The 15,102-nt window shown below is 71.2% G+C and carries 19 protein-coding genes; 3 read left to right on the plus strand and 16 right to left on the minus strand.

Translation table 11 applies throughout. The annotated features are described in order from the left end of the window. Positions 1-6: 6 nt before the first annotated feature. From J2X63_RS13225 to J2X63_RS13245, 5 genes are read right to left on the minus strand one after another with little or no spacing between them, the layout of a single operon-like run. The gene (locus J2X63_RS13225; RefSeq protein ID WP_309977989.1) at positions 7-1,074 is read right to left on the minus strand and encodes a sodium:calcium antiporter; all 1,068 of its coding nucleotides are present in this window, start codon (positions 1,072-1,074) and stop codon (positions 7-9) included. Between the two features lie 40 nt (positions 1,075-1,114). Then, positions 1,115-1,507 (minus strand): DUF302 domain-containing protein, encoded by a 393-nt coding sequence (locus tag J2X63_RS13230; RefSeq protein ID WP_309977991.1) that lies wholly within the window; start codon positions 1,505-1,507, stop codon positions 1,115-1,117. A gap of 53 nt (positions 1,508-1,560) precedes the next feature. After that, positions 1,561-2,244, minus strand: coding sequence for a VanZ family protein (locus J2X63_RS13235; RefSeq protein WP_309977993.1), 684 nt, complete (start codon positions 2,242-2,244; stop codon positions 1,561-1,563). After that, positions 2,241-3,317 (minus strand): HAMP domain-containing sensor histidine kinase, encoded by a 1,077-nt coding sequence (locus tag J2X63_RS13240; protein WP_309977996.1) that lies wholly within the window; start codon positions 3,315-3,317, stop codon positions 2,241-2,243. The genes J2X63_RS13235 and J2X63_RS13240 overlap by 4 nt, the downstream gene beginning before the upstream one ends. A 10-nt stretch (positions 3,318-3,327) precedes the next feature. After that, entirely contained in the window at positions 3,328-4,023 is a 696-nt protein-coding gene (locus J2X63_RS13245) for a response regulator transcription factor (RefSeq protein ID WP_309977998.1), read from the minus strand. An 87-nt stretch (positions 4,024-4,110) separates the two neighbouring features. Between J2X63_RS13245 and J2X63_RS13250 the strand changes: the two genes are divergently transcribed. Beyond that, positions 4,111-4,785, plus strand: coding sequence for a M15 family metallopeptidase (locus J2X63_RS13250; protein WP_309978000.1), 675 nt, complete (start codon positions 4,111-4,113; stop codon positions 4,783-4,785). Positions 4,786-4,788: 3 nt separating this feature from the next. On the opposite strand, the gene J2X63_RS13255 is transcribed toward J2X63_RS13250, so the two are convergent. Genes J2X63_RS13255 through J2X63_RS13285 form a run of 7 tightly spaced genes read right to left on the minus strand, consistent with a single transcriptional unit; the run spans position 4,789 to position 10,322 of the window. Next, on the minus strand, positions 4,789-5,298 hold the full coding sequence (locus tag J2X63_RS13255; protein WP_309978002.1) for an isoprenylcysteine carboxylmethyltransferase family protein: 510 nt from the start codon (positions 5,296-5,298) through the stop codon (positions 4,789-4,791). A 10-nt stretch (positions 5,299-5,308) separates the two neighbouring features. Beyond that, complete coding sequence (locus tag J2X63_RS13260) at positions 5,309-6,028, minus strand: dihydrofolate reductase family protein (RefSeq protein WP_309978004.1); 720 nt, start codon at positions 6,026-6,028, stop codon at positions 5,309-5,311. Then, positions 6,025-7,047, minus strand: coding sequence for a lysylphosphatidylglycerol synthase transmembrane domain-containing protein (locus J2X63_RS13265; RefSeq protein WP_309978006.1), 1,023 nt, complete (start codon positions 7,045-7,047; stop codon positions 6,025-6,027). Before J2X63_RS13265 ends, J2X63_RS13260 begins: the two co-directional genes overlap by 4 nt. Further along, on the minus strand, positions 7,047-7,859 hold the full coding sequence (locus J2X63_RS13270) for an SAM-dependent methyltransferase (protein WP_309978007.1): 813 nt from the start codon (positions 7,857-7,859) through the stop codon (positions 7,047-7,049). Before J2X63_RS13270 ends, J2X63_RS13265 begins: the two co-directional genes overlap by 1 nt. Continuing rightward, entirely contained in the window at positions 7,856-8,938 is a 1,083-nt protein-coding gene (locus tag J2X63_RS13275) for a glycosyltransferase family 4 protein (protein WP_309978009.1), read from the minus strand. Before J2X63_RS13275 ends, J2X63_RS13270 begins: the two co-directional genes overlap by 4 nt. A gap of 5 nt (positions 8,939-8,943) precedes the next feature. Then, positions 8,944-9,345, minus strand: a complete 402-nt coding sequence (locus J2X63_RS13280; RefSeq protein WP_309978012.1) for a 6-carboxytetrahydropterin synthase — start codon at positions 9,343-9,345, stop codon at positions 8,944-8,946. After that, positions 9,342-10,322, minus strand: coding sequence for a zinc-binding alcohol dehydrogenase (locus tag J2X63_RS13285; protein WP_309978015.1), 981 nt, complete (start codon positions 10,320-10,322; stop codon positions 9,342-9,344). Before J2X63_RS13285 ends, J2X63_RS13280 begins: the two co-directional genes overlap by 4 nt. A 91-nt stretch (positions 10,323-10,413) precedes the next feature. Between J2X63_RS13285 and J2X63_RS13290 the strand changes: the two genes are divergently transcribed. Continuing rightward, complete coding sequence (locus tag J2X63_RS13290; protein WP_309978017.1) at positions 10,414-11,133, plus strand: CDP-alcohol phosphatidyltransferase family protein; 720 nt, start codon at positions 10,414-10,416, stop codon at positions 11,131-11,133. Between the two features lie 37 nt (positions 11,134-11,170). On the opposite strand, the gene J2X63_RS13295 is transcribed toward J2X63_RS13290, so the two are convergent. After that, complete coding sequence (locus tag J2X63_RS13295; protein WP_309978019.1) at positions 11,171-11,566, minus strand: hypothetical protein; 396 nt, start codon at positions 11,564-11,566, stop codon at positions 11,171-11,173. 84 nt (positions 11,567-11,650) lie between these two features. Between J2X63_RS13295 and J2X63_RS13300 the strand changes: the two genes are divergently transcribed. Next, entirely contained in the window at positions 11,651-13,291 is a 1,641-nt protein-coding gene (locus J2X63_RS13300; protein WP_309978021.1) for a CDP-alcohol phosphatidyltransferase, read from the plus strand. Here J2X63_RS13300 and J2X63_RS13305 read toward each other — a convergent pair. From J2X63_RS13305 to J2X63_RS13315, 3 genes are all read right to left on the minus strand, one after another. Next, positions 13,248-13,463: a PLDc N-terminal domain-containing protein gene (locus J2X63_RS13305; RefSeq protein WP_309978024.1), complete on the minus strand. Its 216-nt coding sequence runs from the start codon at positions 13,461-13,463 to the stop codon at positions 13,248-13,250. The genes J2X63_RS13300 and J2X63_RS13305 overlap by 44 nt on opposite strands. A 104-nt stretch (positions 13,464-13,567) precedes the next feature. Continuing rightward, positions 13,568-14,173, minus strand: a complete 606-nt coding sequence (locus J2X63_RS13310; RefSeq protein WP_309978026.1) for a hypothetical protein — start codon at positions 14,171-14,173, stop codon at positions 13,568-13,570. Next, complete coding sequence (locus tag J2X63_RS13315; RefSeq protein ID WP_309978028.1) at positions 14,170-15,030, minus strand: endonuclease/exonuclease/phosphatase family protein; 861 nt, start codon at positions 15,028-15,030, stop codon at positions 14,170-14,172. The genes J2X63_RS13310 and J2X63_RS13315 overlap by 4 nt, the downstream gene beginning before the upstream one ends. Positions 15,031-15,102: the final 72 nt, after the last annotated feature.

A 15,102-nucleotide genomic window follows, 5' to 3' on the forward strand; every position in this document is an offset into this window, starting at 1 on the left:
TGGCTCTCATCCACTGCCGGCGATCGCGAAGAGCCCCACGATGCCGATGACGTAGAGCACCAGCACGACCAACGAGTCGACGCCCATTCCGAGCACGCGTCGCGTCGGGCGGAAGATGAGGCCGACCACGTAGACCAGCGTGAGGAGCGCTCCGAGCGCGGTGAGGTAGATGTCGGCCGCTCCGGCGTCGGGGAGCACCGCCCTGCCGGTGATCAGCGTGGCGACCAGGAAGAGCACGGGGAGGAAGGCGTTGCCGCCGAAGATGTCGCTGACGGCGAGGTCGTCGTCTCCCTGCTTCACCGCCTGAAGCCCCGTGGAGATCTCGGGAAGCGACGTCGCAAGCGCCAGGAACGTGGCACCGAAGAGCAGGCCCGACATGCCGAGGACGTCGGCCGCGGCATCCCCGCTGCGTTCCAGCGCGACGCCGGCTCCCAGCGTGGCCAGCGCCGCGATCGTGAAGACCAGCCATGCCTTCGCCGTGCTCATCGACGCGTGGGGCGGCTCGGGCCGGCGGCGTCGGCGGCGCGGTCCGGGCGTCGAGGTCGGCGCCGCTCCGGTCGCCTGCCAGGGCAGGGCCACGGAGGCACGCCGCACGAGGACGAGGGCGGCGACCCAGAGCACCGCGATCAGCACCACATCGGCGGTGAGGCGCCCGAAGAGCGCATCGGCCGGCAGTTGCGTGCCCGCCATCACGACCGTGAGGATGGCCACCACCATCACGGCCTCGACGACCAGCACCAGGGAGGCGGCGCGATATGTCAACGGGCGGGCGCCCGGAGCCCGCCTGCCGAAGACGTCGAGGATGACCAGCACGACCGTCTGGAGGGCGATGCCTCCGAGGATGTTGCCGACCGCCACCGAGATGTTCCCGGATATCGCCGCGCTGACCGTGATCGCGATCTCGGGCAGGTTCGTCGCGATCGCCAGCACGACCAGCCCGCCGAGGGCGCTGCCGATGCCCAGCCGCGCGTCCAGCACATCCGTCGTGCGCGACAACTGGACGCCGGCGACCCACACCACCACCGCGGCGGCGACGAAGATCACGGCCAACAGCCAGAGGGGCAATCCGTCCATAACGCCAGTGAACACGGAAACGGCGCGGACGGGGCGGGGATCAGTCGCCGGTCGTCATCTCCGTGACGAGTTGCGGCAGCAACCCGCCCAGCCGACCGATCGTCTCCTGCGCTGAGGTCACGTCGAACGTCTCGGTGAGATCCCGGATGTCGCGATAGGCGACATGCGTGCCTCGGCTGTCCGACCAGGCGAGGATCCGCAGCGGCAGGTCGATTCCCACGCGCGCGTCCGCCAGCATCAAGGCGGTGCCGACGCCCGGATCGCCGAAGATCACGACGGTCTCATCTGGCAGCTCCAGGCCGGCGTTCCGGGCGGCCGCGGCGTGGTCGATGACGGCGAACACGTGGATGCCACGGCGCGCAAGCGCCGCCAGCAGGGCGTCCACCACCTGCGCGACGGATCGACCGGTCGTCGTCTCCACGAGGTTCGCCATCGGGGTCTCCTTCGCCGGCAGCGGCCTCGTCACCGGTCTCCGAGCAGGCTACGTCAGAACGGGTTCTCCCGGCAGTACCGCGCGTGGGTCGCGCGATCCAGCCGACGGCGCTCGACCGAGTCGATGCCCGTCGCTGCTCCTGGAGCAGCAGGCCCGTCGACCAGGACGTCGCGCGGCGGTGCGAAGCTCAGCGGGGAGACGACGACGATCGCCGCCGCCAGCAGCGCGATCACGGTCAGGACGGCGCAGCACCGCGACATGACCAGGCCGGTGCGCTCGCCCAGCCGGCGTCGCGCGAGCGCGAGCACGGCGAGTCCGGCCAGCCCGCCGACGGTGTTCGTGATGAGGTCGGTGACGTCGGAACTCCCGACGGCCAGCACGTACTGGAGCACCTCCATCGCGAGGCTCGCACCCGCGACGATGGCCGTCGTCCGCCACCAGGACCAGGCCGGCGCGAGGAGGCCGAGGTACAGGCCGAAGGGGACGAAGAGCAGGATGTTCACGACCACTTCGGAGGGCGAGCTGGCCCCGTCACACGTGCTCGGCGCGAAGGGGACGAGCTTGAGCTGGCGCAGGTCGCCCGTTCCGACGAATGGGAGCTCGAGCTTCCAGATCACGATCCACGTGAGCAGCACCAGGTACACGGCGAACAGGGCTGGCAGGCTGCGACTGCGCGATCGTGCCGCCTCACTCCCACCGTCCGTCGGCGACGACCTGGGCAGCTCGTCGACGCTCATCGGATCGGGCCCGCCGTCGCGACCGGGAGGGCCGCCGTCACGCGCATCCCTCCCTCGGGACGACCGACGATGGTCAGCCGTCCGTCGTGCGCGGTGACGATGCTCGCCACGATCGCGAGGCCGAGACCGACACCGGCATGGTCGCCCCTGAGGCGTTCGGTGCCCCGCTGGAACGGCTCGGTCAGCGTGGAGACGACGTGCGGTGCGAGGTGCTCGCCGGTGTTCTCGACCGTCAACGTCACGGAGCGCGCATCGATGGCGGTGCTCACGTGCACCGTGCCGTGGTCGGGCAGGTTGTGCACGATGGCGTTGTGCACGAGGTTCGTGGTCATCTGCAGCAGCAGCGCGTGCGAGCCGAACGTGGGCGCGATCTCGCCGGTGGTCTCGAGGCCGACGCCGCGCTGCTCGGCGAGGGGCAGGAGTGTCTCGATGGCCTCGTCGGCCAGGAGGGACAGGTCGACCTCCTCCCGGGTGAATGACCGCTGGTCGGCGCGGCTGAGCAGGAGCAGCGCCTCGGTGAGGGCGATCGCGCGGTCGTTGACGATGCGCAGGCGCTCGATGAGTGCGCCGTGGTCGCGGTCGGGGTCGTTGCGCGCGACCTCGAGCAGCGTCTGCGTGATGGCGAGCGGGGTCCGCAGCTCGTGCGAGGCGTTGGCGGCGAACCTCCGCTGCTCCGCGACCTGCGCCTCGAGGCGGGCGAGCATGGCGTCGAAGCTGTCCGCGAGCTCGCGGAATTCGTCGTTCCGTCCCTCGAGCTCGATGCGGTAGGAGAGTGACCCGTTCGCGGCCCGCCGGGTGGCATCCGTGATCCGTGCCAATGGCACGAGCATGCGCCCGGCGAGGAACCAGCCGCCGACGAGGCCGAACGCCAGCAGGAAGAGGAGGACCCACGCGACGACCGGACCGAACGCGCGGACGAGATCGTCGCGACCGGGCACGAACCCGTCGATCGTCTCGCTCGCGCGAGCGGGCACGTAGCGGAGGAGGAACAGCCACACGGCCGCGAGCAGCAGGAAGCTCGCGACCATCAGGAAGCCCGCGTAGCTGAGCGTGAGCTTGAGGCGGACGCTCATTCCCGGCGGCCTAGCCACGCGCGCCGCCTTCGGCTGAGCCGGATGCCTCGGCTTCGACGCGATACCCGACGCCGGGCACGGTGACGATGACCCACGGCTCGCCGAGCCGCTTGCGCAGGGCCGAGACCGTGATGCGCACGGCGTTGGTGAACGGGTCGGCGTTCGCATCCCACGCGCGCTCGAGCAGCTCCTCGGCGCTGACCACCCCGCCGTCGGCGGCGACGAGGACCTCGAGCACCGCGAACTGCTTCCTCGTCAGCGCGACGTAGCGTCCGTCACGGAACACCTCGCGGCGGAACGGATCCAGGCGCAGCCCGGCGATCTCGTGCACCGGCGGTCGGTTGTGGGCCCGCCTGCGGTCGAGCGCGCGGAGCCTGAGCACGAGTTCCCGCAGTTCGAACGGCTTGGTGAGGTAGTCATCGGCACCGAGCCCGAACCCTGAGGCCTTGTCGTCGAGCCGATCGGCGGCGGTGAGCATCAGGATCGGCATCCCGTTGCCCGAGGCGACGATGCTCGCCGCCACCTCGTCGCCGGACGGACCCGGGATGTCGCGGTCGAGCACGGCGAGGTCGTAGGAATTGACGCTCAACAGCTCGAGCGCGGCGTCCCCGTCGCCGGCGATGTCCGCCGCGATCGCCTCCAGGCGCAGCCCATCGCGGATGGCCTCCGCCATGAACGGCTCGTCCTCGACCACCAACACGCGCATGCTGGCAATGCTAGGAGCCGACGCATATCGTCGGCGTATCCGAATGCGGATACGCCCGGGCAACGCGCGGTCGCGTTGGCTGGCAACATGAGTCGAACCACCCCGTCCCGGTCCCCGAGCCGACGCCGCGCCCGGCGCATGTTCGCCGCGATCGTCGTCGCCCTCCTCCTCGTCATCGCCGCCGCGACGGTGCTCGGAACGCTCATTGCGCCGGCCTCTTCGTCGTCGGCCTCGTCATTCGGTGAGGGTGCGCGCGGTGACGCGGGTGCGGCGCCGGTCATGCCCGACGGCGCGACCATCGGCGACCTCAGCGAGGCCGACGGCATGATGCCCGACGGCGTGACGGTGTTCGACGACGAGTACCCCGGCGTCGGCGATCTCGACCCCGAGCTGCTCGCTGCGCTGCGCGACGCGGCGACGGATGCCGCAACGGACGGCATCGGCTTCGTGGTGAACAGCGGCTGGCGGTCCGCGGGGTACCAGGAGCAGCTGCAGCGCGATGCGGTCGCCACGTACGGCTCGGAAGCGGAGGCAGCCAGATGGGTCGCCTCGGCGGCCACGTCGGCCCATGTCTCGGGAGACGCCGTCGACATCGGCGACGCCGACGCCGACGCGTGGCTGGCGGCGAACGGCGCCCGCTACGGCCTGTGCCCGATCTACGACAACGAGCCCTGGCATTTCGAACTGCGTCCCGAGGCGCTCGCGCAGGGCTGCCCCACCACGTATGCCGACCCCACGGATGATCCGAGGATGCAGCAGTGACGGTCAGCGGCGCCACGGCGTGAGCCGCGGCCACCAGCCCGGGACGTTGCGCCGGTAGGCGGCGTACTGCTCGCCGTAGGTCTCGGTGAGGGTCGGCTCCTCGTAGCCCTTCACGAACGCCACCACCGCGGCGAGCACGATGACGGCGTAGACGAGCAGCGACCAGCTGCCGAACAGCAGCGCCTGGCCGAGGACGATCGCGAGCACCGACAGGTACATCGGATTGCGCACGTATCGGTAGACCCCGGTCACGACGAGCGTCGCAGTCGGAGCGACCGGAGCGGGCGTTCCGCGGTGCAGGGCGAACAGCGCGAAGGCGTGCAGGAGGAAGCCCACCCCGACGCCGATCGCGATCCAGGCGATCGGCAGCACGACCCAGGCGGCTGTGCCCCAGTCGTACCAACGCCAACCGGAGATGAGCCACGGGATGATACCGGCGACGATTCCGGGCGCGAGGAGGAGGAAGACGATCGTGCCGATCCACGCGCGCACGGGCGAAGCTGCCTGGGCCACGGGCGTCAGGCTAGTCCGGTCCGCCGGGGAGGGAAGCACCGGATGCTGGTCCGCGCTCTGACAGTGCATACCGCAGCAGCACCATGTCGCCGACTCGACGGCTCTCAGCGAGGGGTGCGCGGCGGTCGGCATTCCACGGGAACGTGCCGTCGCCGATCAAGCGCGGGGCTCGCCGGTCGCCGACGAAGAACGGGGCGATCGCCAATTGGAGCTCATCGACGAGGTCGGACGCCAGGAACTGGGTGAACACGGTTCCGCCGCCTTCGACGAGGAGCGTCCGCACACCCCGGTCGTGCAGCTCGCCGACGAGATCGACCGCGGTGAGCTCGTCGGCCAATCCCACGATGGTCGCACGATCACCGAGCCGTTCCCGGATGTCGCGCGTCGCGGACCTGGGGCAGTAGACCAGCTTCTCCGTGTCTCCGAAGGTGAAGAACCTCGACTGCGGATCGAGGTCGCCGGTCGCCGTGACGGTCACCTTCCAGGGCGACGGGGGACGGCCTTCGGCCTCGCGCCGACTCCGACGCTCCTCGCTGCGCACGAGCAACCTCGGATTGTCGGCCCGGACGGTGCGTGCTCCGACGAGGATGGCGTCGCAGTGCGCGCGCACCTCGTCGACCCGGTCGAAGTCCGCTTCGTTCGAGAGCGCCAGACGCGGCGGGGAAGCCGTATCGAGGTATCCGTCGATGGACATGGCTGCGCTGAGGATCACGTACGGACGGTCGATCACGATTCCTCCTTCCGGCCCGTGCCGGTGAGAACGACCGTACGCTCGGGTGCGGTCGTTTGCGCGCTTCGAGCGGCGGATGTCGCGGCGACGACGAGCGCCGGGGTGACGGCGATCATCGCCAGGATGCCGAACAGGGTGGCGGCGGCGACACCCGCGGAGGCGCCGAGGCCGGCGAGGGCGAACGTCCAGCCGGCGATCCCCTCGCGCGGACCCCAGCCACCGAGGTTCAACGGGATGGATCCCGCGAGCAGCACGACGAGCGCGAGGGCGGCGAGGCGCATCGGCGGCACGCTCGCTCCCACCGCAGCGACCGCGACGCCGAACGTGACGACGTGGCAGGCGACCACCACGATCGACGCGACGACGACCTGCAGGAGCGCGCGGGCGGATCCCACACCGGCCGAGAGCTCCTCGAGCTCGCGTCGCAGCGTCGCGCGCGCCCGGGCGCTCGTCGCGGTCATGGCGAGCGTGGCGAGTGCGATCACGGTGACGACGAGGCCGGTCGTTGCAAGCAGGTAGCCCTGGAACTCAGCGCCGAAGCACGCGATGACGACCACCGCGAGCGCGACCTGCACGACCTGCCCGACGGTGCGCTCGATGACGACGGCCCGAGCGCCCTGCCCGACGTCGCCGGCGTCACGTCCCTGCGTGAGGGCACGCTGCACATCGCCCACCACGCCACCGGGAAGCACCGTGTTCAGCAGCTGCGACCGGTAGTACATGCCGATGGCGCGTCGGTAGGGCAGCCCCACCCCGAGTCGCTTCGCGATGATGCTCCAGCGCCAGGCTGCGGCAGCGGTCGCCGTAGCGGAGAGCGCGAGCGCGGCGACGATGACGCGCAGGTCGACGCTGAGCAGCCCGTGCACGAACGGCCCCGTGCCGACCTGGGCGACCACCGCCATGAGCACGCCGACCCCCACGAGCACACGCACCGCGAGTCGGAGCCGTCGCGACCCCCAGGCCGCGCGTGCCCGTGACCCGATCCTCGTCGAGGACGACGCGATCCTGATCGGGGACATCAGGGCCACGCCAGGAGATCGGCGTGCGCGACCTCGGCTGACAGCGCACCGCGTCGCGATTGCGACGAACGAAGGGCGCGGTACGCCGCGCCGTCCGCTCGGAGGTCGGCCTGCTCCTCGAGGGCGGCATCGCACCATCCGGAGAACCACTCGTCGAGCAGCGGTCGATCGTGGTCGCCGAGCCGCCAAGGGGTGGCGGCGGTCCGAACCTTCCAGCCGGCTGCGAGGAACCGGCGTCGCGCGAGCGCGACGCCAGTGGGCCCGACGAGGCGGCGCGCCCCCGCACGACGTCGCTGGTGCGCGTTGAACGCGGCCTCGAACGCGTCGTCGCGAGGATCCCCGGGGTCGAGGCGGACCTGCCCGGTCACGCTGAGGCTCAGCAGCACGGGGCGTCCGACGGCGACGCATGCGTCGGTGACGGCGCCGACCTCCCTCGACGTCAGCACGTCGAGCAACGCCGAAGCGGTCACCAGCGCCGCGCCGTCGAGGTGCTCGGACCCGAGGTGCGCGAGTTCGCCGCTCCGCGTGCGGATCGCGACCGGTCGTCCTTCACGATCGGTCGCGCCTGCGCGCGCCGCTCGCGCGATGAGGGTCGCGTTCCAGTCGTGCAGGACCCAGGTCTGCGGGCCGGGCAGCTTCGGCGCGAGCCATCGCATCATCGAGCCGGTCCCGCTTCCCAGGTCGTGGATCACGATCGGTCCCGGCTCGAGCAGTGCGGCTGCTTCGAGCGCGAGGTCGCGGGACCGGGCGCGTGCGTCCTCGGGTTCGCGGAGCGCGAGCCAATCGCTGCTCACCTCGATGACCTCGCTCATCCGGCGCGCCGCCGCTCGGACTCGACGACGCCCGCGCCGGGGCGGGTTCGTCGCAGGACCGTTGCGGCGATCCGAGCGGATTCGGCCCAGGTTCGCCTCATGGTACGGGAGCGCACCGCCTCGGCCTTCAACACTGCACGCCGAGGAGGCTCCGCCCACCACTGCCGGAGCACCGCACGCAACGCCACCGGGTCGTCGGGGGGGATCAGGACGGCGGCCGTGCTCCCGGCGATCGCCTCCGGCACCCCGCCGACGCGAGCCGCCACGACCGGGATGCCGCGAGCGACCGCCTCCGCGGCCACCATGCCGTAGCTCTCGGCGCGCGACGGCACGATGACGAGGTCGGCCGCCCGATACGCCTCGGCGAGCCGGCGACCCGTGAGCACCCCCGGCAGCTCGATGCGCTCCGTGAGCCCAGCCGATCGGATGGCCGCAGCGGTCCGGGTCGCGAACTCCGGGTCGGTGTCCAGTGAGCCCACGATCGAGCAGCTCCATCCGGGCAGGTCGTCCATGCCCGCCAGCGCGTTGACCAGCACGTCCTGCCCCTTGTGGAATGCGACCGCGCCGACGCAGAGCAGGTGGCCCCCGGATGCGGATCCGGTCGCCGTCGGTGCGGGGTCGGTGCCCGGACGGGCGACGACGATGCGATCGGGTTCGGCGAGCGCGCGGGCGACGAGTTCGGAGCGGGTCCACTCGCTGGTCGCGATGACCCGCCGGGCGGCGTTCAGCGCCACGCGCTCCCGTTCGGCCGTCGACGCCCGGTCCTGGATCCGGGGCAGGGCGCTTGCGACCATATGCGCCAGCACGACCATCCGAAGCCGCGTCGACTGCGCCTCGAGCACTCGCGCGGCCGCGACCGCGAGCAATCCGTCGATCAGCACGACGTCGTCGCGGCGGAGCGCGGACAACGCGCTCGCGACCTCCAGACCGCCGTCTGCTCCGACACGCACCATTCGGACATCGACGCCCTGCGCCCGGAGGGCCTCGCCGATGCGCCGGTCGTAGACATTGCCGCCGCTGACGCGCTCGTCATCCTCGATGCCCTCGGGCACCAGGAACTGCACGGCTGCGTCTGGCATTCGTCTCACAACGTCCGCTCGTACGTCGCCCAGGCGATATGGGACTCGTGCAGCGTCACCTCGATGGACGACAGCCGCCCATCGGCAGACCCGAGTCGTCCGTCGGCGATGCGCTCGGCGAGTCGGTCGGCGATCACCTGGCAGAGTCGTTCGGTCGTGGTGTTCATGCCGGCGAACTCGGCCTCGTCGTCGAGGTTGCGATAGGTCAGGGAGCCCGTGATCTCGCTGAGCGCCTCGGCCGCGCGTCCGATGTCGACGACCACGCCGTCCGCGTCGAGGTCGCTCGCGCGGAAGGACGCGTCGACGACGAAGGTGGCGCCGTGCAGGCGCTGCGCCGGCCCGAACGTGGCTCCCGAGAAGCTGTGGGCGACCATCATGTGGTCCCGAACGGTCAGGGTGAAGGTCATTCGGCATCCGTCCAATCGATCGTGTGGCAGAGCTCCGCGCCCTGCCCCGTCGCGAGCCCCTCCATCACGGCCGGAAGGTCGGTCCACGGGGAGTCGCCCGTGAGCAGCGCGTCGAACGCAGGATCCCGCAGGAGGTCGAGCGCGAGCGTCAGCCGGTCGCGCGTCGTGCGCGTGCCGCGGCGAGGACGGGCGACGGCACCAACCTGGCTCGACCGGATGGACAGGCGGCGCGAGTGGAAGTCGGCACCCAGTGCGAGCGTGACCGGCCGGTCGCCGTACCAGCTGGCCTCGATCACCTCCCCATCCGTCACGACGGATGCGAGCGCGAGCTGCAGCCCGGCTTCCGACCCGCTCGTGTTGACGACGAGATCGCGGTCGCCCGGCGCGTCGCCCGGTTCGGCGAATCGCACGCCGAGCCGGTCGGCGACGGTGCGACGCGACGGGTCGACGTCGACGAGCACCACGTCGAGACCCGGGATGCCGCGGGCCAGCCGCGCGATGCTGCATCCGATCATGCCCGCGCCCACGATCGTCACCCGATCCCCGATCAGGGGGGCGGCATCCCACAGCACGTTCACGGCGGTCTCGACCGCGCCGGCGAGCACCGCACGACGGGTGGGAACGCCGTGGGGAAGGGGGACCACGGCCTCAGCGGGAACGACGAAGGCGGACTGGTGCGGGAACAGCGTGAAGACGGTGCGGCCGCGCAACTCGTCGGGTCCCTGCTCGACGACGCCGACGTTGAGGTAGCCGTACTTGACCGGGCCGGGGAAGTCGCCCTCCTGGAACGGCGCGCGCATTCGCTCGTGCTCGCTGGGCGGCACCCGACCGAGGAAGACCGAGGTCTCCGTGCCCCGGCTGATGCCCGTGCGGCTCGTGCGGACGAGCACGTCGCCCTCGCCGACCGGGCCGATCGACGCTCGTCGCATGACCCCGACGCCGGGCCGGTCGATCCAGAACGCCACGGCCTCGAGCAACGGTACGCCTCCTTCGGTGAACCTTCCGGGGATGCCAGACGTGTACATGAATGAATATGCTCCGTGAGATGCTCCCTGACAAGGACACGTGATGGCGATCAAGGAGGTTCACCTCGCACCGATCGGGTTGGCCGGACTCGGCGGTGCGGGCGTGCTGGTGATCTGGGCCGCCGAGGGGCTGCCGCCGATCGGCTGGATGGCCGCGCTCGCATATCTCGTGGTGAGCAACGCCCTCCTGCTCGGAGCACTGCGCCGCGCGCGCACCTCCCGTCTCGGCTGGGCGAATGCCGTCACGGCGATGAGATCGACGCTGGTCGCGATCATCACCGGGCTGGTCGCGGCATCCTTCGTCGCTCCCATCCCGGTGCCGCTCCTGGTGGGACTGGTCGTCTCGGCCCTGGTCCTCGACGCGGTGGACGGGTGGGTCGCCCGACGGACCGGGACCATGACGGAGTTGGGCGCGCGCTTCGACATGGAGGTGGACGCGTTCCTCCTGCTCGTGCTGAGTGCGTACGTGGCACCGATCCTCGGCCTCTGGGTGCTCGCGATCGGCCTGATGCGCTACGTCTTCGTCGCCGCGGGATGGGTGCTTCCGAGGCTTCGCCTGCGGCTCCCGTATCGCTATTGGCGCAAGGTGGTGACGGCCGCGCAGGGAATCGCCCTCACCCTTGCGGCATCCGGCCTGGTCCCCGAGCTCGGGGGCGTGGTCGTCGCCCTCGCACTGGTCCTGCTGCTCGAGTCGTTCGGTCGCGACGTGGTGTGGCTGGCGCTCCGAACCCGGGCTCCACGCGTCGAGGTGGGCGCGACGTGACCGACGCGCCCGGTCGATCGCGGGAGCCGACCAGACGTCATTCGGCCCGCCGGCTGCGGAGCACGACCGGCGTGGCGATGCCGAGGATCACGACGCCGATGGCATCGATGACGACCGTCTGCGGTACGAGGGTGAAGTCCCACGACTCGGTGATGCCGAAGAGGCCGACGGTCAGGGCGAGCAGGAGCGCCGCGAGGCTCGCGATGACGAAGAGCAGGCTGAGGACGGTGACCAGACCCAGGAGCCGCCCGTGCAGCACGAGCATCCCGATCGCCAGCACGACGCCGGCGATCCCGTTCAGGACGAAGAACACGCCGAGGATGCCGCCGACGCCGTCGAAGACGAGGAACAGGTGGATCCCGCCGATCGCGGCGAGGACGATCGCGCTGAGGATCCGAAGGACCCGCGGGACGGGCCGGTTGCTTGCAGTCATGTTCATCCTCGCTTCCGATCGAGGCCTCCGGCGGAGCCCCTGACCATGACACGAGACAGCGGGGGCAGGGGTTCACTCGCGTGGATGCCCCGAGCGCGCGATCGGGTCTCGCTCGTGGTCGCGATCCTGCTCCTCGTCGTGACGCCGCTCGTGCCGCGAGCGCTCGCGGATGCTGCTCCGTCGGCGCTCATGGGGCTCCCTGCGGAGTCGATCCTCGTGCTGTTCCTGCTCCTCCTCATTCCCTGGCCCCCGGCGCGCATCATCGCCGCAGCCGGCTTCGCGGTCACGGTCGTCGCCGCGCTCGTGCTCGCCGGCGTCGATGCCGGCTACCGATCCGTGCTCGACATCCCGTTCGATCCGCTCGACTGGCAGCAGCTGAGCGACGCGTTCGGGGTCGTCCAGGGTTCGATCGGCGCCGCCCCGGCGCACGCGCTCATCGCACTGCTCATCGTCGTCGCCCTCGGGCTCATCGTCGCCCTGTCGTGGGCCGCGCTCCGCGTGGGACACGCGATCCGTCCGGATCGCGGGCACGGCGCGGCCGTGATCTCCGCGCTCGCCGCAGCGTGGCTCATCGCCGCCCTGGTGGGCTCGCAGCCGGTCGCCGGGCAGCCGACCGCGGCCGCCGCCTCCTTCCGGGCCATCACCGCCTCGGCCGCACGCGCCGCGGCGGGGCTCGCCGCCCTGGCCGACCTTCCGGAGCAGATCGCGACCGATCCCTACCGGGATGTCGCGGGCCCCGACCTGCTGACCGCGCTGAAGGGCAAGGACGTCGTCTTCGCCTTCATCGAGAGCTACGGCGAGGTGGCGGTGCAGGAATCGGGCTTCTCGGGAGGCGTGGACCAGGCGCTCCGTGACGGCGAGGCGCAGCTGCGCGCTGACGGCTACACGTCCCGGAGCGCCTTCCTCACCTCCCCGACGTTCGGGGGCCTCAGCTGGCTTGCGCACTCCACCTTCCAGACGGGGCTGTGGATCGACCGGCAACCGCTCTACAGCGCGGTCATCCGGAGCGACCGACTGACGCTGAGCCGGGCATTCGGGAGAGCGGGCTGGCGCACCGTCAGCGTCGTGCCCTCGAACACCGAGCCGTGGTCCTTCGGCACCTCGTTCTACCACTTCGACACCCTGCTGGACGCGAACAACGTCGGCTATCGGGGGCCGTCGTTCGGGTACGCGCGGATCCCCGACCAGTACACGTGGAAGTACTTCGCCGACCACGAGCTCACCGGGGACCACCAGCCGGTCATGGCGGAGATCGACCTCGTCTCGTCGCACACGCCGTGGGCGCCGCTCCCTCGGCTCGTGCCCTGGTCGAAGGTCGGCGACGGCTCGGTGTTCGGTCCGCAGCCGGCTCAAGGGGAGTCGGCGACCAGCGTCTGGCAGGACCCGAGGAGGGTGCAGCGGGCGTACGCCCAGTCGATCGAGTACTCGCTCGACGCGATGTTCGCGTTCCTGCACGAGGCCGACGACCCGGACCTCGTGCTCGTCGTGCTCGGCGACCACCAGCCCGCGACGATCGTGAGCGGCCAGGGCGCCGGCCATGACGTGCCGATCAGCATCATCTCGAAGGACCCGACGGTCTTCGAGGCGATCGGGGGATGGCACTGGCACGACGGGATGCTGCCGGCGCCCGACGGGCCCGTCTGGCCGATGAGCGCCTTCCGGGATCGGTTCCTCGACGCGTTCAGCGCCGGCGGCCCACCACGAAGTAGCTCAGCGGACCGATGAAGTTCACCGCGATGAGCACGGCCCAGAGTGCCTTGGGCCCGCGGATCAGTGCGGCGGGCCTGCGGGCGAGATCCGTCCAGGCGGTGGCCGCGAGCGCGAGCTGCACGGATGCGGCGATGAGCATCCCGGTCTGGCGTCTGGGGGAGAGATCGCTCCATCGTTGCGCCGGCATGTCCGACTCCCTTCTCGAGGCCCTCGACATCGAGTGTCTCGTCGTCACCCTAGTCCCGCGCTGCGACGGCGGATACGCCCCGCGGACGATTGCGGTGCAGCCGTTCACCGAGCCGCGACCGACTGCCGCGGTCCTTCCGTGAATCGCGACGCACCGGCGAGGAACCGCATGGTGCACCCGGCGAGCAGTGCGCCTGCGCCGCCGACCACGAGGTCGCCGATCGAGTCCGAGTAGCCCACGTAGATCGTCTCGTCCACATAGGTGTGCCCGAACCACTCCGCGACCTCCCACAGCACGCCGAGCGACAGGCCGAGTGCGGTCGTGAGGAGCACGGCGGAGGCGAACGGATGCCGCAGCGCCGCGGCATCCGCGATCACCCCGGTTCGCACGAGCAGGAGGTACAGCAGCGCCGCGGTGAGGCCGTTGGTGACGAAGTGCGTGGGGATGTCCCACCAGCGCGTCGTCAGGTAGACCTCGAGCACGCTGCTCCACGCGGACACGAGCACCGCCACACCGAAGGCGAGGTCCACGCTCGGACGGACGCCGAGCAGGCGGGGGAAGAGCGACGCGAAGACGGCGAGCGACACCGTCAGCGCGGCGAGCGGGCCCCAGCCGATGCCCGCCACGACGATGCTGACGGCACCGAGGATCCTGAGCGCGTCGGCGGCGAGCTCGGCGCCGTGCGGCCGGCGGAGGAAGGTCGTGATCACGCTGCCTCCGCCCGGACGGCTGCGGCCGGCCGGATCACGGCCTGCACCGGTTCGTGGTCGGATGCCGCGGCGCCGTCGAATCGCACGGCGTTGATGCCCGTGCGCTCGACGACGACGCCCGGGCCGACGAGGATGAGGTCGATGCGCTTGCCGCCCTGACGCAGACGCCGGTAGTTCGAGAACGTTCCCCACTGCGGGGTCAGCCGCTCGGTCGCGGCCTCCCAGGTGTCGCGCAGCACGCCGGTCTCGGTGAGGCGCCGGTGGACGGCGGAGTCGACGTCGGCGTTGACGTCGCCGGTCAGCACGATCGTGGCCTCGGGGTCGGCGGCGCTCGCCGCGGTCGCCCGAGCGACGAGATACCGTGCCGATTCGAGGCGCGAGCGGGTTGACAGGTGGTCGAGGTGCGTGTTGGACGCGAGCACCCTGGCCCCCGTCGCCCGATCGGTGAACTCGGCCGTGACGACGACGCGACGGACGAGGTTGCCCCACGAACGGGAACCGGCGACCTCGGGCGTGGACGACAGCGCGAACTGCCGCCACTGCCTGAGCTCGAGCCGGTCGTCGTCGTAGAAGATCGGGCAGCGCTCGCCGCGACCCGACGGGTTGCGCCCGAACCCGATCCACCGGTATCGGGACCCGAGCGCATCACCCACGTCGTCGACCTGGTCGGCGAGCGCCTCCTGGACGCCGAGGATGGTGGGCTGCTCCGCAGCGAGGATGCGGCGGACGAGCGGCCTTCGGGTGCTCCACCGATCGGGGCTGCCTGGGAGGACGTGGGGGAGACGCCGACGGATGTTGTACGTCATCACGTGCAGCTCGGGGGCCGGCACCGGTCCGATGAGCGCGGCATCCGTCATCCGAGCAGCCTACGGCGGGACGCGGGACCGGGGCAGGGGTTGCGCACGACGAAGGGCCGACCGCGCGTCCCC

This window comes from Agromyces sp. 3263 (genome assembly GCF_031456545.1).
Lineage (GTDB): Bacteria > Actinomycetota > Actinomycetes > Actinomycetales > Microbacteriaceae > Agromyces.

Excerpts from the sequence above, each read along its gene's own strand:
- J2X63_RS13265 (WP_309978006.1), bottom strand. The coding sequence starts at position 7,047 with ATGTCCCCGATCAGGATCGCGTCGTCCTCGACGAGGATCGGGTCACGG.
- J2X63_RS13240 (WP_309977996.1), bottom strand. The coding sequence starts at position 3,317 with ATGAGCGTCCGCCTCAAGCTCACGCTCAGCTACGCGGGCTTCCTGATG.
- J2X63_RS13315 (WP_309978028.1), bottom strand. The coding sequence starts at position 15,030 with ATGACGGATGCCGCGCTCATCGGACCGGTGCCGGCCCCCGAGCTGCAC.
- J2X63_RS13300 (WP_309978021.1), top strand. The coding sequence starts at position 11,651 with ATGCCCCGAGCGCGCGATCGGGTCTCGCTCGTGGTCGCGATCCTGCTC.
- J2X63_RS13275 (WP_309978009.1), bottom strand. The coding sequence starts at position 8,938 with ATGCCAGACGCAGCCGTGCAGTTCCTGGTGCCCGAGGGCATCGAGGAT.
- J2X63_RS13290 (WP_309978017.1), top strand. The coding sequence starts at position 10,414 with ATGGCGATCAAGGAGGTTCACCTCGCACCGATCGGGTTGGCCGGACTC.
- J2X63_RS13245 (WP_309977998.1), bottom strand. The coding sequence starts at position 4,023 with ATGCGCGTGTTGGTGGTCGAGGACGAGCCGTTCATGGCGGAGGCCATC.
- J2X63_RS13230 (WP_309977991.1), bottom strand. The coding sequence starts at position 1,507 with ATGGCGAACCTCGTGGAGACGACGACCGGTCGATCCGTCGCGCAGGTG.
- J2X63_RS13235 (WP_309977993.1), bottom strand. The coding sequence starts at position 2,244 with ATGAGCGTCGACGAGCTGCCCAGGTCGTCGCCGACGGACGGTGGGAGT.
- J2X63_RS13280 (WP_309978012.1), bottom strand. The coding sequence starts at position 9,345 with ATGACCTTCACCCTGACCGTTCGGGACCACATGATGGTCGCCCACAGC.
- J2X63_RS13305 (WP_309978024.1), bottom strand. The coding sequence starts at position 13,463 with ATGCCGGCGCAACGATGGAGCGATCTCTCCCCCAGACGCCAGACCGGG.
- J2X63_RS13250 (WP_309978000.1), top strand. The coding sequence starts at position 4,111 with ATGAGTCGAACCACCCCGTCCCGGTCCCCGAGCCGACGCCGCGCCCGG.
- J2X63_RS13295 (WP_309978019.1), bottom strand. The coding sequence starts at position 11,566 with ATGACTGCAAGCAACCGGCCCGTCCCGCGGGTCCTTCGGATCCTCAGC.
- J2X63_RS13270 (WP_309978007.1), bottom strand. The coding sequence starts at position 7,859 with ATGAGCGAGGTCATCGAGGTGAGCAGCGATTGGCTCGCGCTCCGCGAA.
- J2X63_RS13225 (WP_309977989.1), bottom strand. The coding sequence starts at position 1,074 with ATGGACGGATTGCCCCTCTGGCTGTTGGCCGTGATCTTCGTCGCCGCC.